Origin of the sequence: Streptomyces sp. NPDC088747, from assembly GCF_044751025.1 — a bacterium.
Taxonomy (GTDB): domain Bacteria; phylum Actinomycetota; class Actinomycetes; order Streptomycetales; family Streptomycetaceae; genus Streptomyces.
This window is the reverse complement of the sequence record NZ_JBIVKZ010000021.1, coordinates 124,056-143,531: the sequence shown is the minus strand read 5'-3', so window position 1 is coordinate 143,531 and position 19,476 is coordinate 124,056. Positions and strand designations below refer to the sequence as shown.

Below are 19,476 nucleotides of genomic sequence, written 5' to 3'. Positions count from 1 at the left end.
TCACCGCCGTGCACGTACCATTGCGGCATGTCCTTCCTCCGCCGCCGCAGCGCCACCCCCGCCGGGCCCGACTTCGATGTCCTGGCCATGGACCCGGGCGACTGGCCGGGCAATCTCGGCGCGGGCCTGCTGCCCGCTCCCGATGGCAGCTGCCAGGGCGTCTTCCTGCGCTACGACCTGTTCGGCGGCCGGGGTCCCGCGATGATCATCGGCAATCTGCCGGAGGGCTCCCCGGCCCGTGACGTCGCCGAGGGAGAGGTTCCCTTCGAGGTGGCGCAGCTGCTCCTCGCGCTGGAGAACGACGAGGAGGTCACCGTCGTGGGCACCGAGGACATGCCGGTCATGCAGGGTGACAACCTTCTGATCGTGCGCCGTCTCAAGCTCTCCGAGACCCGCATCTCCTGTGTGCAGTTCGACCGCAGCGACAAGGTGCTGGTCACCATCGCCGCCTGGGACCGCCCGATCACCGACGACCTGTACGCGCTGCTCAAGCCGCTGCCGGCGGAGCTGTTCCAGCAGGGCTGAGCACCGCCGCGGACGTCCCGTCGTGAGCGTCCCGTCGTGGGCGTGGGGCCGGCCCGGACCGGCCCCACCGTCACCACACACCCACTACGGAGCCGACGGCAGCACCCGTACGTCGGCGGCCCGCACGAACGCCACCCGGTGGCCGAACTGGATCTCGTAGTACATGTCCTTGCCGGTCACGACCTTGTGCGCCGTGGTGTCGAACGTGGGCGCGAAGTAGTACTGGCCCGGCACCCTGTCACCCGCCGCGTACTCCTGGCCCGCGAGCAGCTTGTACGACAGAGGTGAGACCGTCTGAACGGGTACGCCCGCCGGGTACGCCTCCTTCTCCGGGTAGGCGCGACCGTAGACGGGAATGTCCGTACGCCCCGGCGCGGGCGTGACCACGAGCCCGGACGCACTCACCGCCGTCGGCTGCATCCGCGGGTTCTTGAACCAGGCCTTCTGGCCCAGGTACCAGATGGCCGTCCAGTCGCCGTCACGGTCCGCCACCGCGTACCGCTGCCCGGTGGAGACCCGTGAACCGATGTCGTTCACGTCGGTCGTCGAGCCGCTGCCGTCCGGCCGCAGACCGATGTCCTTGATCAGGGGCGAGTTCTCGTCGGCGGCGCTGTACAGCCGTACCTCGCTGGAACCGTGCACGGCGCAGGGCTCACCCTTGGTGACACAGCCCGTGTAGGCGGGCCGGTTCGCGGCGAAGTCCGGGAGCACGGTCACCAGACCGCCGCCGGCCTTCGGCGTGGCGCGGAAGGGCCGGCCGAGCAGCTCGAAGTAGTGCTGCCAGTCCCAGTACGGGCCCGGGTCCGTGTGCATTCCGGGGATGGTCGCGGTCGTCGTGCCCGGGACGTTGTCGTGCCCGAGGATGTGCTGGCGGTCCAGCGGAACGCCGTACTTCTTGGCGAGGTAGGACACCAGCCGTGCCGAGGAGCGGTACATGGCCTCCGAGTACCACGCGTCCGGCGAGGCGAGGAATCCCTCGTGCTCCAGGCCGACCGACTTGGCGTTGATGTACCAGTTGCCCGCGTGCCAGGCCACGTCCTTGGCCTTCACGTGCTGGGCGATGTGACCGTCGGTCGAGCGGAGGCTGTAGTTCCACGACACGTAGGTCGGGTCCTGGACCATGTTCAGGACACCGTCCCAGACGCCCTCCGTGTCATGGATGACGATGTACTTGATGCTCTGCGAGGCGGGCCGGTTCCCGAGGTCGTGGTTTCCGTAGTCGCCCTCGCCGAACTCCTCGTACGGCGCCGGGATCCACTCGCAGGACACGGTCGTAGGACACTCCGTGCCCGCCGCGTTCGCCGTACGCAGACCCGCTCGCCCGAGCGAGGCGGTGTCGGGGCTCAGCGCGGGCTGAGCCGCCAGCCGGACCCGCTGACCCGCGTCCGTGGTGCGCTGTTCGCCGCCGCGGATCACGTCGTAGACGTCATCGGCGTACGTCGCCGCCGTCGCGCTGTCGTCCGCGCCCGAGAAGCGGGCCACCGCCGCGTACCAGTCCGCGGCGTCCGCGCTGAGCGGTTCGCCGAGGTCGCGTTGCGCGTCGGCGAGGAGCGCGGCGCCGCCCGCCACGTTCGCCGCCGCGTCCGTACGCAGCCGGTCCGCGGGGAGACCGGTGAGTTCGGCCGCCTTCGTCAAGGTCTTGAGGCGGGCGGGGAGTTCGGAGTTCTCCGGCACCGACGCGGTGGTGTGCAGAGCCGCGCGCGAACTGTCGCCGCGCGCGTCCTCCGTGCCCTCGCTGTGGTGCGGGGCCCCGGCGATCGCCGTACGCGCGTCGGTCAGGTGCATCGGGCCGTACCCGCCGGTGACGCTCGGCGCTCCGCCGTGCGTGTCCCAGCGGGACTGGAGGTAGGAGACGGCCAGCAGCACGCTCCGCGGCACGTGGTACCGGTCGGCGGCACGGGTGAAGGCGCCCTGCAACTGGGTCGAGCCGGCGGGCGCGGCGCTGTCGGCGGGGGCCGCGCCGAGCAGCGGCAGCAGCAGCGCCGCCGAGGCGATGGTGCCCGCGGTCCTGCGCGCGCGTCTGTGCCCTGTGGTGGTCCTGAGGTCGGTGGCGGGTCCTCGCAAAGCAGCCTCCTGGGACGGTCGAGCGCGGTGGGTCGGGCGGGGTTGAACGTTCGTCAGTGCTATCGGGTCCCCGACGATCCGTCAATCATGCCCAGGCGCAGGTGATTTCCCATGTCAGCGAGGGTCACACGGGTTTCGTGGCGAACGCCCCTCCGGCCTGCGCCGCGTCAGTGGAGTGGACCATTGGGCCGGATGGTGGGTGGGGGTTCGGGGTGGTGGGTGGGTGTGCTGGGGGTGCGGGTGCGGGTGCGGGTGCGGCGGAGGGTGGTGTGTGGGTGTGCCGTGGAGGCTGGCGGATGTGACGAGGGCTGGTGCGTGGGTGCGGCGCCGGCCTGGGTCTGTCCGTCGTCCACGTGGGCGGCGGGCGGGCGTGGCGGAGGCTGGGTCCGTGGACGTGCTCTGGGCGGCGGGCCGGACGTGGCGGAGGCCGGGTCGAGGGCCCGCTCCGGACGGCGGCCGGGCGTGACGCGGGCCGGGCCGCGGGTGTGCGCTGGACGGCGCTGGATGTGACGGAGGCTGGTCCGTGGGTGTGCTGTGGAGGGCGGTCGGGCGTGGTGGGTTGGTGTGCCGTGGGCGGCGGGCCGGATGTGGCCGAGGCTGGACCGAGGGCCTGCCCCGGACGGCGGCCGGGCGTGACGTGGGCCGGGCCGTGGGTGTGCTCTGGGCGGCGCGGGTGTGACGGAGGCTGGTGTGTGGGTGTGCCGTGGGCGGCGGGCCGGACCTGGCGGAGGCCGGGTTGAGGGCCCGCTCCGGGCGGCGGCCGGGGGTGACGATGGTCGGGCCGTGGGCCTGTCCGTGTGCGGCGGCGGCGGGCGGGCGTGGCGGAGGCCGGTTCGTGGGCCTGCCCCGGATGGCGGCCGGGCGTGGCGGTGGCCGGGCCGGACCTGGGGGAGGCCGCGTTGAGGGCCCGCTCCGGACGGGGCCGGGCGTGACGATGGTCGGGCCGTGGGCCTGTCCGTGTGCGGCGGCGGGCGGGCGTGGCGATGGCCGGGCCGGACCTGGCGGGGGCCGGTGTCTAGGGCTCGTTCTGGACGGCGGATCGGCATGACGTAGGTCCGCGGGGTGCCCCCTGGTGAGGGCGCGACCGCGGACCTGCGTCCCCGTCAGCGAGTGCCGACCGCCGCTCGGACGGCCTTGCGGGCCATCTGGCAGTCGTCGTGCAGCCGCCTCAGCAGCAACCGCTGTTCCTCGCCGGACGGTGCGGCACCCGGGTGGGCGGGGCCCGGTGCCGCCGGGGTCGCGTCGTGCAGCGAACGCTGCACGGCCGTCTCGTAGGTACGGATCTCCCGGGTGAGTACGAGCATCAGGTTCACCAGGAAGGCGTCTCGTGCCGCGGGCCCCGCCGACTGCGCGAGCTGACTGATCTGCCGCCGCGCCACCGGAGCGTCACCGAGGACGGCCCACAGGGTCGCGAGGTCGTACCCCGGCAGATACCAGCCCGCGTGCTCCCAGTCCACCAGCACTGGACCGGCCGGTGAGAGAAGGATGTTCGACAGGAGGGCGTCGCCGTGGCAGAACTGCCCCATGCCCTGGCGGCCCGAGGAGGCGGCGATGCCGTGCACGAGCTTCTGGAGGTCGCCCATGTCCCGGTCCGTGAGCAGACCCAGTTCGTGGAAGCGGGAGATGCGTTCCGCGTAGTCCAGCGGAGCGTTGAACGTGCCCACCGGCGGCCGCCACGCGTTCAGCCGGCAGATCGCGCCCAGCGCCGCCCGGATGTCCGCCCGGGGCGGGGCCTCGACCGGATGCCGCTGGAGCGCGGCCACCCGGCCGGGCATCCGCTCGATCACCAGCGTGCAGTTGTCCGGGTCCGCCGCGATCAGCCGGGGCACCCGCACGGGCGGGCGGTGCCGGACGAACGAGCGGTAGGCAGCTATTTCGTGCCGGACCCGCTCCGCCCACACGGGGGAGAGATCCAGTAAACACTTCGCGACGGCCGTGCTGCGTCCGGTCGTGCCGACCAGGAGCACGGAGCGTCCGCTGCGGCGCAGTACCTGCACCGGAGCGAACTCCGGACAGATCCGGTGCACCGACGCGAGCGCCGTACGCAGCTGCGCGCCCTGAGGGCCGGACAAGTCGAGTCTCCCGCTGAGCGGTTGGGTGCCGAGCCCCGGGACGCGCCGCGACCTGCCGGCGCCGAGCACGGGGCCCGCCGCCGGACGCGCGGGGTCGAGGTAGGGGCCGCTGCCCGCCGGGCGGGGGTGCAGCGACCGGGGCGGGGCGGACACGGAGGACGATGCTGTGTACATGGGCGAAACAGATCCCTTCGTGTGCCTGCAAGATGCCGCGCCGCCCGTCCCGGCCGCCCTGGTGCACCCTGGGGAATGTCCTGGGGCGACCGGGTCGGGGTGGCGCTTTCCTACCTGACACCGGACGCCCAGTGGCACACCATCTGGCGCACCCTGGCGAACCCTGGCGAATAGTCGCTCAGCAACTGACAGGCGGTTACTGTCAACTCAGCCGAGAACCTGGGGGCTTGACGTGAACGGACAACCCAACGCTCGTCTGTCGGACCTGTTCGGCCTGGCCGGCTGGTCCAAGGGCGAACTCGCGAGACTGGTCAACCGGCAGGCGGCGGCCATGGGCCACCCCCAGTTGGCGACCGACACCTCACGGGTGCGGCGGTGGATCGACACGGGAGAGATCCCGCGCGATCCGGTGCCACGGGTGCTGGCGGCTCTGTTCACCGAGCGTCTCGGCCGTGTCGTGACCATCGAGGATCTCGGTCTGGTCCGGCACGGGCGCGTGGGGAAGAGGCAGAGCGGCGGGAGTGTGGAACATCCCGACGGCATGCCGTGGGCGCCCGAGCGGACTGCCGCGGTCCTCACCGAATTCACGGGAATGGACCTCATGCTCAACCGACGCGGCTTGGTGGGCGCGGGTGCCGCGCTTGCCGCGGGCTCCGCACTCAATTCAGCCATGCACGAGTGGCTGCAGACCGATCCGGCCCTCGCGGCCGACGCCCCCGAACTCGACGATCCCCTGCACGCCGACCCCGCCGGGTTCGACCGCTACGAGGCCGCCCCCATCGGGTCGCAGGAGATCGAGGAACTGGAGCGCTCGGTCGAGGTCTTCCGCGCCTGGGACGCGGCCCGCGGTGGCGGGCTGCAACGCAAGGCCGTGGTGGGCCAGCTCAACGAGGTGGGAGGCATGCTCTCCTACCGGCACCCCGACCATCTGCAACGGCGCCTGTGGGGCGTCGCCGCCAATCTCGCCGTTCTGGCGGGCTGGATGTCGCACGACATCGGCCTGGAGCCCACGGCACAGAAGTACTTCGTCATCGCCGCCCACGCGGCCCGCGAGGGCGGCGACCGGCCGCGCGCCGGGGAGGCGCTCTCGCGGGCGGCTCGCCAGATGGTGCACCTGGGCCGGCCCGACGACGCGCTCGACCTGATGAAGCTGGCCAAGTCCGGTTCCGGCGAGGAGGTGCTGCCCCGCACCCGGGCCATGCTCTACACCATCGAGGCCTGGGCGCAGGCATCCATGGGCAAGGGCCAGGCCATGCGGCGCACCCTCGGCGAGGCGGAGGACCTGTTCGTCTCCGACCGGGGCGACGTGTCTCCGCCGAGCTGGATGCAGATGTTCGACGAGGCCGACATGCACGGTATGCAGGCCCTCGCCTACCGCACACTCGCCGATCACGAGCCGGCCGCGGCGGCCACCGCGCAGCGCCACGCGAAGGAGGCGCTCAAGCTGCGCGGGACGGGCCGGGAGAGGTCACAGATCTTCGACCACATCTCCCTGGCGTCCGCCTGTTTCATCGCCGACGACCCCGAACAGGCCGACCGGTACGCGCGGCTCGCCCTGACGTCGATGGGAACCAACTCCTCCCACCGCACCTGGGACCGGCTGCGCGAGATGTACCGGCTCACCGGGCAGTACTCCAGCTACCCGAAGATCCACGAGCTGCGTGAGCAGATCGAACTCGCGCTTCCCAAGGGGACGTTCAAGCCGAAGGGTGGCAACAGCGCGCGGGCGTAGGCCCTTCAGGGGAGACCCGGTGAGGTGACCGGATCTCAGAGAGGTATTCAGGGGCAGTCCCGGGTCTTCAGTGCTTCAGGGGGCGACCCTGGCCACGAGCACGCAGGCGTCGTCCTCGCGCTCGGCCTCGCCGAACTCCTCGACAACCGTCCGTACACAGTCCTGGGCCGTGCGCGCCCCGCCGAAGCGCGGGGCCAGGTCGAGCAGCCTCGGCACGGCCGCCGTTCCCCCGGGGACCAGGCCGTCCGTGTGCAGGAGCAGCAGGTCGCCGTCTTCGAGGGTCTCCTCGGCCTGCCCGTAGACGGCACCCGAGGTCGCGCCGAGCAGTACGCCTGCCGGTGCGGCGAGCGTGCGCCCCGTCCCGCTGCGGAACAGCAGCGGGGCGGGGTGTCCTGCCTGTGCCCAGGTGAGGGTGCGGGTCTCGGGCCGGTAGCGGCAGCAGACGGTGCTGCCCAGCGCCGGCTGGACGGACGCGTCGAGCAACTGGTTGAGCCAGGAGAGGAGTTGGCCCGGCTGGGTGCCGGTCACGGCCATCCCGCGCAGGGCGCCGATCAGCATGGCCATGCCCGAGGTGACGGACACGCCGTGGCCTGTGAGGTCGCCGACGCTCAACAGCGTCTCGCCGTCGGGCAGTTCCAGCGCGTCGTACCAGTCACCGCCGACCAGCGCGCGGCTCGACGACGGCAGGTAGTGGGCGGCGAGGTCGAGAGTCTCCGGACCCCGCTGCGGGAACCGCAGCGAGCCGCGCCACGGCGGGAGGACCGCTTCCTGCAGCTCCACCGCCAGCCGGTGCTCGGTCTGCGCGATGTGCCGCTGGCGCTGGAGCGTGTCACGGGACTCGCGCACCGTCCGCTGGCTGCGGCGCAGTTCGCTGACGTCGCGCAGTACGGCCCACATGGAGACGGTGCTGCCGCCGGCGTCGAGCACGGGCTCGCCCATCATGTGCACGGTGCGCGTCGCGCCGTCGGGGCGCTGGACACGGAACTCTCCGTCGATGGGCTTGGCGTCGATGAGACAGTCCGTGACCATCGCCGTCAGCCTGGGCCGGTCGTCGTCGTGCACCAGAGAGGGCAGCTCGTCGAGGGTGAGCGGGGGAGCGGCCGGGTCGCGCCCCAGGATCTCGTAGAGCTCACCCGACCAGGTGGCCTCGTCCGTCAGCAGGTTCCATTCGGCGCTGCCGACCCGGCTGAGCAGCGAGCCGCGCCGGGGTGCGACCGGCACGGCCCGGACCGCGGGGAGGGTCGCGGGCTGGGCGGGTACGGGCGGGGGTCCGTCCCGCAGCTGGGCCAAGTGCTCGTCGAGGTCGTTGAGTTGGTGGAGCGCCAGATTGCACAGCGCGCGCTGCCAGCGTCCCTGCGGGTCCTCGTCGTCGGCGGGCGCCTCACGTCGTACGGCGTCCACCTCGCCGCGCAGCCGTCGCGTCTGCGAGATGAGCGCGTCGACCGTGCCGCGCTGGGGCGGCTGGGCGGCTGAGCGGTCCGCAGAGAGATGGGAGGGCATGACGTGCTCCGATGCGGGGACGGTACGACCAAGGCTGACGGAAGGACCGTTACGACTCTCGCACAGCCCACGACGCGCTGTAAGGGATTTGGCAACACACGATACGGTGGTGCTTCTGGCATATGCCACAGTCCCTATGGGGTGATTGCCCCCGTCATGTTCGGTACGCACCCGGCAAGGTCAAGTCGTAGGCACAGTACGTGACTTGACGGCTTTCGCGGCTGCCCGATCGCTTCGTTCATTCTCCTGTTCGAGGGTCGTTTGTGCTACCCCCTCCGTGCGTCCGGTGGCGAGGTGACCGGCCGGGCGCGCCAGGAGGTTCGACCGCTGTTCACTCGCCCCTCACCATCCGGGCAGGGACCTTGACGATCACCGCGGGCACGCTTGCGCGCGGTGTGCCGCAGGGGCCATCCAGGGACGAGGGCGGGCGAATGACACCGATCAGCCGTAGAGGCTTCGTGGGACTCGGCGCGACCGTCGCGGCAGGGGCCGCCACGGGCATCGGTCCGCGGCCGGCCGCCGCCGCGAGCGGCGCGGTGACGGTGACCGGCGCCTCGACAGCGACCGGCACGATCTCGGACGTGCGGCACGTCGTCGTCCTGATGCAGGAGAACCGCAGCTTCGACCACTACTTCGGCCGCCTCAAGGGCGTCCGCGGCTTCGCCGACCGCAGCGGCATCACGCTGTCCGGCGGGTACTCCGTCTTCAACCAGCCGAACGGCGCCGGCCGGCAGTACCCCTGGAAGCTCAGCTCCACGCCCGACGCGGGCGGCACGGACGGCGAGACCCTCGCCCAGTGCAACGGAGACCTTCCGCACTCGTGGACGTCCCAGCACTCCGCCTGGAACAAGGGGCGGCTCGACAACTGGGTCTCGGGCGTCGGCAACGTCCGCACGATGGGCTACCTCGACCGGACCGACATCCCGTTCCACTACGCGCTGGCCGACAACTACACGATCTGCGACGCCTACTTCTGTTCCACGCTCAGCGCCACCGGCCCCAACCGCACCTACCTGTGGAGCGGCAAGGTCGACGGCAGCAGCTACGACGGCGGCGACGAGTCCGGGCTGACCTGGCAGAACTACGCCGAGGCGCTCCAGAGCGCCGGAGTGAGCTGGAAGGTCTACCAGAACGCCCAGGACAACTACGGCGACAACGGCTGCGCGTACTTCAGGAAGTTCGCCGACGCCAAGGCGGGCAACCCCCTCCACGACCGAGGCATGGCCTCCGTGCCTGCGGTCACCGGCTCCACCCCCGACGACATCGCCGCCGCCATCAGGGCCGACGTCCTCGCGGGCACGCTGCCCCAGGTCTCCTGGGTGGTCGCCAACGAGGCCTTCTCCGAGCACCCGTACGCCCCACCCGGCGACGGCGCCCACTTCGTCGACCTCGTCTACCGCGCCCTCGCCGCCGACCCGGACGTCTTCGACTCGACCGTCCTGTTCCTCAACTACGACGAGAACGACGGCTTCTTCGACCACGTGCCGCCCCCGGCGCCGCCCGCGGGAACCGCCGGTGAGTTCCTCAACGGCGTCCCGTACGGCCTCGGCTTCCGCGTCCCCATGCTGGTCATCTCACCCTGGACACGCGGCGGCTGGGTCTCCTCGGAGGTCTTCGACCACACCTCCGTCCTGCGTTTCCTGGAGACCTGGACGGGGGCGCTGGGCAAGCCCGCCGCCTGTCCGAACATCAGCGCCTGGCGCCGCAAGGTCACCGGCGACCTGACCGGCGTCTTCGACTTCGCCCACCCCGTGTACGGCACCGCTCCATTGCCCGCGACCGGCGTCATCGGATTCGGCACCTGCGGACCGCTGCCCAACCCCGTCCCCACGACCAACGCGCTGCCCGCGCAGGAGTCCGGCACCCGCCCCGCCCGCGCCCTCCCGTACCAGCCGAACGGCTACCTGGACCGCCTGGAGTTCGGCACCGGGGGCAAGATCCTCGCCTGGTTCGCCATGGCCAACCAGGGCACGCCGGCCAGGAACGCCGCGCACTTCTCCATCCACCCCAACGCCTACCGCGACACCACGCCCTGGCAGTACACCGTCGACGCGGGCGGCACCGCCTCCGACTACTTCAACATCGGCACCGGATACGGCGCCGGGAAGTACGACATCTCGATGGCCGGCCCCAACCGCTTCCTGCGCCGCTTCAAGGGCGACGCGACGCTCGCGGGGAAGTCGGCCGAGGTCAGCACCCGTTACGCCACCGAACCCGGCACGGGGAAGACCGCGATCTACTTCAAGTTGGCCAACTCGGCCACGGCGGCCGTCAAGTTCACCATCACCTCGAACCAGTACCGCAGCGACGGCCCCTGGACATACACCGTCGCCGCGGGCGGATCCGCGGAGGACCACTTCAACGCCGAGGCCTACCAGGGAGGTTGGTACGACTTCACGGTCACCGTCGACTCCGACGCCAGCTGGTCGCGCCGGTTCACCGGGCACATCGAGACGGGGGCGGCGAGCGTCAGCGGGTGACGCGCGCGTAGAGCTCCGGGCGCGGGGCGAGTTCGACGGTCACCCGGCCGCCGCTCTCCTGCGCCCGGACTCCCGCCTCGGCGACGGCGGAGGCCGCGTACCCGTCCCAGGCGCTCGGCCCGGTCACCCGGCCCTCGCGGGTCGCGTCCACCCAGGCCCCCACCTCCCGGTCGTAGGCGTCCGCGAACCGTACGAGGTAGTCCCGCGCGACCTCCTCCCGCGCGCCGTCCGCCGACGTCACGACCATCGTGTGCTCGTCCCCGATCCGCGCGCTCCCACTCTCGCAGACGGCCTCGCACCGCACCTGGTAGCCGAAGCCGGAGTTGACGAAGATCTCCACGTCGACCAGCGCGCCCTCCGACGTCTCGAACAGCACGAGTTGAGGATCGAGGAGACCGTCGGGGGCGTTCGAGGACGGGCGCGGACGGAGCACGGTCACGGCCGTGAGCTCCTGGTCGAGCAGCCACCGCGCCGCGTCGATCTCGTGTGACACGGAGCTGTTGACGAGCATCGCGGTGGTGAAGTGGGCCGGCGAGGAGACGTTGCGGTGCGTGCAGTGCAGCATCAGCGGACGGCCGAGCCGCCCACTGTCCAACAGTGACTTGAGACGCTGGTACCCGGCGTCGTACCGGCGCATGAACCCGACCTGCGTCAGCCGCCGGCCGAGCCGCGCCTCCGCCTCCACGATCCGCAACGCCCCGGCCGACTCCGGAACCATCGGCTTCTCGCACAGCACCGGAAGCCCCCGCGCGAAGGCCGCGAGCAGCGCCTCCTCGTGCGCGGGACCGGGGGACGCGATCAACACGGCCTGTACGCCGGGTGCGTCGAGCGCGGCCGTCGCCTCCGCGTGCACCGACACACCGTCGATCCCGGCCGCGGCCTCCTCGGCACGGTCGGTGTCGGGATCCGCGACCGCGGCGACCCGGGCGCCGCTCACCGCCCGGTCGAGGCGCCGTACGTGATCGGCACCCATGTGTCCCGCGCCGAGGACCGCCACACCCAGTAGTTCGCTCACGTGCTCCGCACCTCTCCCGCCGACAGTCGAGGATCATTGTCGGCCGGGGAGATCAGTAACGCAGCACCCCTGCGATCCCCTTCGTCTCCGCAAGGGTGCCGTCGGGGACGAAGCGGACCTCGGCGCCGGTCTCCAGACACTGCTCGACGATCTCGTCGACGATGTCCTCGCGGGCGTCCAGATCACCGCTCTCGGCCGGGACGAGATGGTCGCCACCGTCGTCGCGTACCGTCACGCGGTAGTTCTCCTCGACGGCGAGCAGTTGGACGCGGCCCTCCGACGCGCTCTGCCACAGCTCGTCCACCCCGGCGGCGAACGCCTTGCGCCCACGGGCCGCCTCCAGTTCCCGCGTCACCGCGTCGACTTCCTTCCTCGCCTCGGCGCTGATCAGCGGACCGACCGCCTGCGACACCGCGTCGGGCGTACCGTGCGCGAGGCCGCCGTGCGGGATGTGAGCGGCCTTCTTGGTGACGGTGCCGATCTCGTCGAGCAGGGAGAGGGCGGAGGTTTCACCGGTGACGTACAGCGGTCGCGGGTGTTTGCGCAGGACGGCGCCCACGGCGGCGTCGGCGTCACGCAGGAAGTGCCGCGTCTGTTCGTCGCGGAAGGTGCTGGGCAGGTCTCCGACGCGTTCCTGGCGCTCGGCGTCCGGGTCCTCCAGGCTGCGCGTGAGCGGGAAGCCCTCGGTGGTCTCCTCGACGACACGCTCGCCGTCGCCGTTCCAGAGGGTGACGCGGTCCGCCGAGACGGACAGCACCCAGAACGGCCGCTCGGAGGCCTGCGCGGCGACGAGGTTGCGGGTCAGGAAGGTGTCGGACAGCACCACACGCTCGGGCACGGTGCGTGCCAGCGACCAGACCTGGTGCTCGCCGGGGGCCGCGAAGATCACGAGGCCGTCCTCGGCGTGTGCCAGGTCGACCTCGGCGAGGGCCCGGTCGAGCTGCTCGACGATGTCCAGCCGGCGTTCACGGGTGACCGACGGATCGGCCTCCAGTTGCTTCTTGGCCTCGGCGACCACATTGCGCAGCCGGACCGGATCCTGGGCGTTGTCGGGTTCACGGCGGTGGGTCGGCGTCAGCACGGAGACCGCCGGGTAGGGCCGGGGCCTGCGCAGTTCGGTCAGGGTCGCGGGACTGAGTGCGTGCTCCATACCTGCACGATAGAACTATTCCGCTTATCGGGCATTTGGTGCATTCGGGTGGTGGGGTGTCGGCGGGTCAGGCGTGGAGAGCGGCGGGGTCCTCGACGAGGCAAGGGTGCCGGGCGGTGGCCGGGTGCCGGGCGAGGCGTGCGTGAAGAGCCGGGGTGGCGGCCGTACGTCCGCCACCCCGGCCCTGGTACACGCCCGAGTGTCCGCCGAGTGCCTACTTGAGGCCGAGCGCCTTGTCCGCGGCGGCCGCCGACGGCTTCCACCAGGTCGTTACCGGCTCCCACACCAGGACCTCGTCGCCCGCGCCCAGCTGCCGCGCGGTGAATGTACGGCCGAACCGCGCGGGATCGGCGGACACGGTGATCGAGTCCACCCGGCGGGCCTCGGGGTCGGAGAGGTCGCCGATGGTGCGGACGGCCGCGTGGGCGGTCCTGCCGGCGCCGATCCGGTAGGGCCCGCTGTCCCCGGCGGGCACGGGCTGGGCCGCGCCGTCGAGGTCCCCGAAGGTGACGGTCGGAATGCGGTCGACGGTGCAGGTCCGCTTGGAGTGGTTGGTCACGCTGATGCGCACCACGGTGGGATCGGCGGACTGCCGGGCCGCCAGGGTCAGGGTCTTCTCCGGGCAGGCGGCGACCTTCGCGGCGGTGGTGCCCGGCGGTGTGGCGGCCGAGCCCTGGGGCGCGGCGACGACAAGCGCCGCGGCGGCGGTCGCGAGGGCGAGGACGGGACGGATACGCATCGGTGGTGTTCCCCCTGTGATGGTCGTGTCTACGGGTACCGCGGCGTGCCCGGTCCAGGCGACGCCTGCTCAGTGTGACCACCGGAGGGTTGGCGGGGTTGTAGCCGACTTGTCCGTGTTACGTGGCTGTTGCAGTTCTCCGGTGCCCGCGCCCCGTTCACTCCTCGGACTCCGGCGGCCCGCAGGAACTGCCGCTGTCCGGCAGGGAGCCGTACAGCAGGAAGTCGTCGACCTTCTGGTGCACGCACTCGGAGGACGCGTACCCGGTGTGGCCGTCACCCTTGTTGTCCAGCACGACGGCGGACGAGCCGAGCCGCTTCGCGGTCTCCAGGGTCCAGCGGTAGGGAGTCGCGGGGTCGCCGCGGGTGCCGACGAGCAGCAGCTTGGCGGTGTCGACGTCACGCACCTCCTCGCGGATGTAGTCGGTGCCCTTGGGGCGGCCGTAACACATCAGTACCTGGGTGAGCCGGTACTCGCCGAAGACCGCGGACACCTCGGCGTACTCGGTGCGGAGCCGGGCGATCTCCTTGGTGACCTGGTCGGCGGTGGGCCGGTCGGGGTCGTCCGCGCAGTTGATCGCCATCAGCGCGGCCGGGAGGTTGTCGAGGGGTACGTCCACCGGGTCGACCAGGTCGCCGTCGCGGTCGGCCGTCACGGTCACCTGGTCGTCCCGCCGGGCGGCGATCGCGGGGGAGTCGTCCGGCTGGGCTCGGCCCGCGCCGCTACCGCTCCCACTGCCGGTGCCGGTGCCGGTCCCGGTGCCGGTGCCGGGGAAGGCCGCGCCGCCCGACAGTTGCGTGAGCCAGCGGGCGTCGCCGTCCTGGAGAAGGGAGTTGAGGGCCTGTTCCAGCGTGGGCCACATCTGGCGGCTGTAGAGCGCCTGGCTGATGGCGCCCACCAGGTCCTGGCCGGAGAACTCCTGGCCGAAGTCGCCCGGAACCGGGTCCTCGTCGAGTGAGCCGATCAACTGGACGACCTGGGTGCGGGCGCTCCGCACGTCCTGCCCGAACGGACAGGCCAGGTCCTTGGCGCACCAGGTGAGGAAGTCCTCAAGCGCGGTCTGCTGGCCCTGGGCGCCCACGAGTCCCTGCTCGGACATCGACTCGGTGAGTGTGTCCACGCCGTCCAGGACGAACCGGCCGGTCCGCTCGGGGAACTGGGCGGCGTACACCGCGCCCAGCCGCGTTCCGTAGGAGAAACCGAGGTAGTTGAGCTTCTTGTCGCCGAGCGCCTGGCGCATCACGTCCATGTCGCGGGAGGCGTTGACCGTGCCTATGTGCCGCAGCACGGGTCCCGAGTGCTTGGCGCACTCGCCGGCGGCCTTCCGCAACGCGGCGAGGGCGGCCCGTGGATCACTGCCCTCGGCGGCGCCGTCCGTCATGCCGTAGGCCTCCTCGGCGGCGTCGCCACAACTGACGGGCGAGGACCGGCCGACACCACGGGGGTCGAAGGTGACGACGTCGTAGCCCTTCGTCAGGCCCATGAAGTCCTCGCCGCCGACGGCCAGTTGCGGTATTCCGGCGCCGCCGGGGCCGCCGAAGTTCAGCAGCACCGACCCCCGTGAATCACCGGTCGCGCGGTAGCGGGCCAGCGCCACCTCGAGTGTTCCGTCCCCCGGGTTCGCGTAGTCCAGTGGGACGGTCACCTTGCCGCACTGCATGTCCTCGGGCGTCTCGTATCCCTCGCACGCGGACCACTTGATCCGCTGCCCGTAGAAGCGGGACAGGTCGGGTTCGGCGGCGGCCGTCGCCGACGACGGCATTCCGGCCGCCAGCAGGGCCAGCGTCACGGTGGTCGCTCCGGCGAACGCGCAGCGTTGGTGCACGGACAGCATGCATGCCTCCAGGTACGCCCGGCTGCCCCCTCGCTCACGATAAGCGCGAGGTCCGGGGCACGCCTCCGGGCGAGCGGAACGGGACGCGGTGCCTTACCCTGCGCGCCGGCGGAACCCTGCGCGCCGACGGACGCGTGATCCAGGGGTTTCGGGACCGTCGGCACCGGTCGCACGACCCGCCCCACCAGTTCGATAAGCAGGACGCTCGATGGGGTGAAAGGCCGATAAGCCATAACTCGGATGGTTCTCACGCGTTTTATGGCATGCGGGCGACCGCCCGCGACCATGTCTGGAAGGCAGGGACCCTATGAAACGGGTTACCCGAAATGGATTGATCGCCGCAGTCGCCGCCTCGGGCGCGATGGCCGTGACCGTGCCGGCGCACGCCGACTCCGAGGCTGACGGCGGCGCGGCGGGTGCGCCCGGTGCGATCTCCGGCAACACCATCCAGCTCCCGGTGCACGTTCCGGTGAACGTCTGCGGGAACACCGTGAACGTCGTCGGGCTCCTGAACCCGGCGGCGGGCAACACCTGTGCCAACGAGGGTGGCGGCCGGTCCGGCGCGCGCGGCGCGGTGAGCGGCACGGGGGCGCAGGCGCCCGGCGGTCCGTACGGCACCGGGGCCAGGAAGCCTGGCGGTCCACGCGGTGGTGCCGTCGCGCACGGGGGTGGTACGGATGCGGCAGGTGTGCTCTCCGGCAACGGAGTACGGCTTCCCGTCGATCTCCCCGTCAACGTCACGGGCAACTCCGTGAACGCCGTCGGCATCGGCAACGCGGCGGTCGGCAACGAGTCCGCGAACGTCTCCGAGGGCGGTCCGGGGCGCCCGGGTCGTCCGGTCCGTCCCGTCGCGCCCACGCCGAAACCCCCGGCCCCGCCGGTCGAGGCGCCTGCGCCGCAGGGCGAGCCGGCCCACCCGACCCCGCCACGGCACCTGGCCGCCCTCGCGGAGACGGGCGCGGACCCGGCGCTCCCCGCGGTCGCCACGAGCGCCGCGCTGATCCTGGCCGGAGCGGTCCTGTACCGGCGGTCCCGGGCGGTCGCGCCCCGCTGATCCCCTCTCCCCGAGGGCCGAGGCTCTACCGGTAGAGACAGGCCCCACTGGTCGCGCGCCCGGTGGGGCCCACCGGTGCCCGGCGGACATTCCGCACGCGCGCGAGCCCCACCGCGCCGACACCCCTCACGAACTGGAGCCCCACATGACCTCTCCGGGACCCGCGGACCTCGTCGTCACGCGGGCCTCGCCGGACGCCTGGCGAGTGGTCTCCGGCTGGGCGGCGGCCGAGGGATGGAACCCCGGCCTCGCCGACGCCGACAGCTTCTTCGCCCAGGATCCCGACGGGTTCTTCCTCGGCAGGCTCGGCGGCGAACCGGTCTCGGCCGTCTCGGTCGTCAACTACGGCGCGGACTACGCCTTCCTGGGCTTCTACCTCGTACGCCCCGACCTGCGCGGTCGCGGCTACGGCCTCGCCACCTGGCAGACCGGCCTCGCCCACGCGGGCGGGCGGACCGTCGGTCTCGACGGAGTGGTGGCGCAGCAGGACAACTACCGCCGCTCCGGCTTCGAACTCGCCCACCGCACCTCCCGTTTCAGCGGAACCGTCCCGGTGGCGGGGACGCCGACGGGAGTCCGGCCCGCCGGGGCCGCGGACCTCGCGGCCGTCACGGCGTACGACAGTGCCTGCTGTCCTGCCGACCGGCCGCGCTTCCTGAAGGCGTGGCTCGGCGGCACGGGCCACCGCTCCTTCGTCCGCCACACGGACGGACGTCTCAGCGGGTACGGCGTCATCCGACCCGGCCGTGACGCCCTGCGTGTCGGCCCGCTGTTCGCCGACACCGGCGAGGACGCGCGGGCGCTGTTCACCGCGCTGACCGGTGAGGCCGCGGGGCGGGAGATCGCCATCGACGTGCCCGGAACGAACGCGGCCGCGGTCGCCCTGGCCGAGGAGTTCGGCCTCGTCCCCTCCTTCGACACGGCCCGTATGTACACGGGCCCGGTCAGACCGTTCCCGGTGGAGCGCGTGTTCGGAGTCACCACCCTCGAACTCGGTTAGGTGCGGGCGTTGTTGGGCGTTCCAGCGAGGTGAGCACATCGGCGCCGCCTGGTCCGGACGCGTCGGCCGGGGCGGTTCCGTCCTGCGGCCGGGGGTGGACGGTCCCGGCCGGTTCGCACGGTGTCAGTCGGCCAACTCCCGCGCGCGCCGCGCGGCTTCGGGTACGGGGCCGCGGTGCACGGGGCCGTGTCCGGGAAGCAGGACGTCACCCGCGAGGGCCTCGATGCGTGCCAGCGAGGCGCGGGCCCGCTCGCGTTCGCCGTCGAACATCGCCGGCAGGAGCTGCGGCCCCCGTACCCGGGACGTGGGATGGCCGCTGACCAGCGCGTCGCCGGAGATCACGACTCCGGCGTCCGGGAGGTGGAAGACGCAGTGCCCCGCCGTGTGGCCCGGCGTGTGCACCGGAACCGGGCGGCCGGGCAGATCGAGAGCGCCCTCGCCGGGGAACGGTTCGGGCCTGCTCATGCGGACGTCCGCCTTGCCGCCCGACCTGAGGGCGCGCAGTGACCACGGGAGCACGCCGGGACGCCAGGCCCGGAGCAGCACCTGGCCCACGCTCACCTGGTGCAGGAACTCCCTTCGCGCGTGCGGCAGTTCGGCCTCGTGCAGATACACGGGCCTGCCGACGGTGGTGCTGAAGTACTCCGCCGAACCCAGGTGGTCGTTGTGCGCGTGCGTGATGAGCACGCCCGTGACGGCCTCGGGGGAGTGGCCGAGGGTCTCCAGCGAGGCCAGGACCGCCTGCCGGTCGCCGGGATAGCCCGTGTCGACGAGGGTGACGGCGTCGCCCTCCGTGAGGATCACCCAGTTCGTGTTGCCTCCGTGGACCAGGTGGACCCCGGGAGCCACCTCGACGATCTTCTCGTCCGCCGTCCCGTCGCGCATGACTCTCCCGACATCGAGATCTCTCCCGGCCGAGCCCGGCCGTTCAGGGCGAAGGTACCGCGCGCGCCCGGCGGCGTCCCGACCGCATTCCGGCTGCTTCACCGCACGGGAGCCGACCAGCGCTTGACCCGCGGCTGACAGCGAGCTGACCTCGGCGGATCCGGTGCCGCGGGGCGCAGCCTCGTCGGTGGGCGGACATGGTCGACGATTCTGTTCCAGATCTTGCTGACCGGCTGGTCGGCCGGTTACCGTCGCCGCCAGGACACCTGCTCGTCGCAGTTGTGCGAGTGCATCGGCGCCCCGGAACCGACCGGATACACGCTCATTCCGCTGGTGATCCGGTTCTCCCCGCCCGCCGACGTCGTGGTGATCAGCGGTGTCGTCACGACGGAACCGCCTCGGTCGAGGAGGGGGACGGACGCGGTCTTGATGATGGTGCTCACTCGGGGGGCCCTCTCCGCTTCACGGTGATGCGTCGAACGACGTTAGGTCCCGGCCCCGCGAATGGGTGCCCTCCACCGTGCAGCTTTACCTTGCATTCCGAGGTGGGTGAGCTTCTCGAACCCGGCTGTACCGTCGGCGGCGTCGCACGGCTTCCCAGTACGTGCCTGAAACACGCCGGAAAGAAAAGGCAGGTATCGGCCACATGAGGCTCCCCGTTCTCGCCGATGACGACATGGATCCGCGCCAGCGGGAACTGGCCGCCCGCATAGCCGGCCGGCGTGGTGCCGTACGCGGCCCGTTCCGGGTCTGGCTGCACAGCCCGGAGATGTGCGAACGGGCCGAATCCCTCGGCGCGTTCGCCCGCTTCGACTGCGGCCTTCCCAAGCACCTGCGCGAGCTCACCCTCCTGATGGCCGCCCGGAACTGGGACGCTCAGTACTCCTGGAACGCGCATGTGCACCAGGCGATCGAGGCCGGCATTCCGGAGGCCGCGGTCAAGGCCATCGCCGAGAAACGCGACGCCGTCTTCGACAACGACGCCGACCAGGCCTTCTACCAGTTCTGCCGGGAGATCCTGGACGACCACTTCGTCTCCGACGAGACGTTCGCCCGTGCGCTCGACCACCTCGGCTCCAAGGGTCTGGTCGACACCATCGGCGCGCTCGGCAACTTCACCATGCTCGGCATGTGCCTCAACACCTTCCAGGTCGACCTCCAGGCCGACAAGGAGTCCCCGTTCCCGGACATCCGCGGCTACGGGCGTGTGGTCTCCGCAGGCGACCGGCCGCAGCCGTGACAGCCCCGACTG

Annotated in this window: 15 protein-coding genes; 6 read left to right on the top strand and 9 right to left on the bottom strand. The window is 71.8% G+C overall.

From position 1 onward, the window contains the following. Nucleotides 1–27: 27 nt before the first annotated feature. On the top strand, nt 28–525 hold the full coding sequence (locus tag ACIP79_RS36595; protein WP_387187884.1) for a hypothetical protein: 498 nt from the start codon (nt 28–30) through the stop codon (nt 523–525). Between the two features lie 84 nt (nt 526–609). On the opposite strand, the gene ACIP79_RS36590 is transcribed toward ACIP79_RS36595, so the two are convergent. Together ACIP79_RS36590 and ACIP79_RS36585 are read right to left on the bottom strand one after the other, a co-directional pair. Beyond that, the gene (locus ACIP79_RS36590) at nt 610–2,589 is read right to left on the bottom strand and encodes an N-acetylmuramoyl-L-alanine amidase (protein WP_401230736.1); all 1,980 of its coding nucleotides are present in this window, start codon (nt 2,587–2,589) and stop codon (nt 610–612) included. 1,103 nt (nt 2,590–3,692) lie between these two features. Further along, complete coding sequence (locus ACIP79_RS36585; RefSeq protein ID WP_401230733.1) at nt 3,693–4,835, bottom strand: aminoglycoside phosphotransferase family protein; 1,143 nt, start codon at nt 4,833–4,835, stop codon at nt 3,693–3,695. Between the two features lie 232 nt (nt 4,836–5,067). Here ACIP79_RS36585 and ACIP79_RS36580 point away from each other — a divergent pair, with 232 nt between their 5' ends. After that, nucleotides 5,068–6,567 carry a hypothetical protein gene (locus tag ACIP79_RS36580; protein ID WP_401230731.1) on the top strand — a complete coding sequence of 500 codons (1,500 nt, stop codon included), beginning with the start codon at nt 5,068–5,070 and terminating at the stop codon, nt 6,565–6,567. 75 nt (nt 6,568–6,642) lie between these two features. Here ACIP79_RS36580 and ACIP79_RS36575 read toward each other — a convergent pair whose 3' ends face one another. Continuing rightward, nucleotides 6,643–8,067: a PP2C family protein-serine/threonine phosphatase gene (locus ACIP79_RS36575; protein ID WP_401230728.1), complete on the bottom strand. Its 1,425-nt coding sequence runs from the start codon at nt 8,065–8,067 to the stop codon at nt 6,643–6,645. A gap of 431 nt (nt 8,068–8,498) precedes the next feature. On the opposite strand from ACIP79_RS36575, the gene ACIP79_RS36570 reads away from it, so the two are divergent. Continuing rightward, nucleotides 8,499–10,547, top strand: a complete 2,049-nt coding sequence (locus tag ACIP79_RS36570) for a phosphocholine-specific phospholipase C (protein WP_401230725.1) — start codon at nt 8,499–8,501, stop codon at nt 10,545–10,547. Here ACIP79_RS36570 and ACIP79_RS36565 read toward each other — a convergent pair. From ACIP79_RS36565 to ACIP79_RS36550, 4 genes are all read right to left on the bottom strand, one after another. Beyond that, entirely contained in the window at nt 10,537–11,562 is a 1,026-nt protein-coding gene (locus tag ACIP79_RS36565) for a Gfo/Idh/MocA family protein (protein WP_401230722.1), read from the bottom strand. The genes ACIP79_RS36570 and ACIP79_RS36565 overlap by 11 nt on opposite strands. Before the next feature lie 52 nt (nt 11,563–11,614). Next, complete coding sequence (locus ACIP79_RS36560) at nt 11,615–12,712, bottom strand: chemotaxis protein (RefSeq protein ID WP_401230720.1); 1,098 nt, start codon at nt 12,710–12,712, stop codon at nt 11,615–11,617. Between the two features lie 214 nt (nt 12,713–12,926). Continuing rightward, nucleotides 12,927–13,451, bottom strand: a complete 525-nt coding sequence (locus ACIP79_RS36555; RefSeq protein ID WP_401230717.1) for a DUF4232 domain-containing protein — start codon at nt 13,449–13,451, stop codon at nt 12,927–12,929. A 157-nt stretch (nt 13,452–13,608) separates the two neighbouring features. Beyond that, on the bottom strand, nt 13,609–15,285 hold the full coding sequence (locus ACIP79_RS36550) for an alpha/beta hydrolase (protein ID WP_401230714.1): 1,677 nt from the start codon (nt 15,283–15,285) through the stop codon (nt 13,609–13,611). Nucleotides 15,286–15,592: 307 nt separating this feature from the next. Here ACIP79_RS36550 and ACIP79_RS36545 point away from each other — a divergent pair, with 307 nt between their 5' ends. Together ACIP79_RS36545 and ACIP79_RS36540 are read left to right on the top strand one after the other, a co-directional pair. After that, nucleotides 15,593–16,339, top strand: a complete 747-nt coding sequence (locus tag ACIP79_RS36545) for a chaplin (RefSeq protein ID WP_401230711.1) — start codon at nt 15,593–15,595, stop codon at nt 16,337–16,339. Between the two features lie 145 nt (nt 16,340–16,484). Further along, a complete protein-coding gene (locus ACIP79_RS36540; protein ID WP_401230709.1) occupies nt 16,485–17,339 on the top strand; it encodes a GNAT family N-acetyltransferase in 855 nt (284 codons plus the stop codon). 123 nt (nt 17,340–17,462) lie between these two features. Here ACIP79_RS36540 and ACIP79_RS36535 read toward each other — a convergent pair whose 3' ends face one another. Together ACIP79_RS36535 and ACIP79_RS36530 are read right to left on the bottom strand one after the other, a co-directional pair. Beyond that, the gene (locus ACIP79_RS36535; RefSeq protein WP_401230706.1) at nt 17,463–18,224 is read right to left on the bottom strand and encodes an MBL fold metallo-hydrolase; all 762 of its coding nucleotides are present in this window, start codon (nt 18,222–18,224) and stop codon (nt 17,463–17,465) included. 245 nt (nt 18,225–18,469) lie between these two features. Beyond that, on the bottom strand, nt 18,470–18,667 hold the full coding sequence (locus ACIP79_RS36530) for a hypothetical protein (RefSeq protein WP_401230703.1): 198 nt from the start codon (nt 18,665–18,667) through the stop codon (nt 18,470–18,472). Between the two features lie 233 nt (nt 18,668–18,900). Between ACIP79_RS36530 and ACIP79_RS36525 the strand changes: the two genes are divergently transcribed. Further along, complete coding sequence (locus ACIP79_RS36525; RefSeq protein WP_401230853.1) at nt 18,901–19,464, top strand: carboxymuconolactone decarboxylase family protein; 564 nt, start codon at nt 18,901–18,903, stop codon at nt 19,462–19,464. The last annotated feature ends 12 nt before the right edge of the window (nt 19,465–19,476 follow it).

Excerpts from the sequence above, each read along its gene's own strand:
- ACIP79_RS36595 (WP_387187884.1), top strand. The coding sequence starts at position 28 with ATGTCCTTCCTCCGCCGCCGCAGCGCCACCCCCGCCGGGCCCGACTTC.
- ACIP79_RS36540 (WP_401230709.1), top strand. The coding sequence starts at position 16,485 with ATGACCTCTCCGGGACCCGCGGACCTCGTCGTCACGCGGGCCTCGCCG.
- ACIP79_RS36560 (WP_401230720.1), bottom strand. The coding sequence starts at position 12,712 with ATGGAGCACGCACTCAGTCCCGCGACCCTGACCGAACTGCGCAGGCCC.
- ACIP79_RS36525 (WP_401230853.1), top strand. The coding sequence starts at position 18,901 with ATGGATCCGCGCCAGCGGGAACTGGCCGCCCGCATAGCCGGCCGGCGT.
- ACIP79_RS36585 (WP_401230733.1), bottom strand. The coding sequence starts at position 4,835 with ATGTACACAGCATCGTCCTCCGTGTCCGCCCCGCCCCGGTCGCTGCAC.
- ACIP79_RS36545 (WP_401230711.1), top strand. The coding sequence starts at position 15,593 with ATGAAACGGGTTACCCGAAATGGATTGATCGCCGCAGTCGCCGCCTCG.
- ACIP79_RS36550 (WP_401230714.1), bottom strand. The coding sequence starts at position 15,285 with ATGCTGTCCGTGCACCAACGCTGCGCGTTCGCCGGAGCGACCACCGTG.
- ACIP79_RS36535 (WP_401230706.1), bottom strand. The coding sequence starts at position 18,224 with ATGCGCGACGGGACGGCGGACGAGAAGATCGTCGAGGTGGCTCCCGGG.
- ACIP79_RS36555 (WP_401230717.1), bottom strand. The coding sequence starts at position 13,451 with ATGCGTATCCGTCCCGTCCTCGCCCTCGCGACCGCCGCCGCGGCGCTT.
- ACIP79_RS36570 (WP_401230725.1), top strand. The coding sequence starts at position 8,499 with ATGACACCGATCAGCCGTAGAGGCTTCGTGGGACTCGGCGCGACCGTC.
- ACIP79_RS36575 (WP_401230728.1), bottom strand. The coding sequence starts at position 8,067 with ATGCCCTCCCATCTCTCTGCGGACCGCTCAGCCGCCCAGCCGCCCCAG.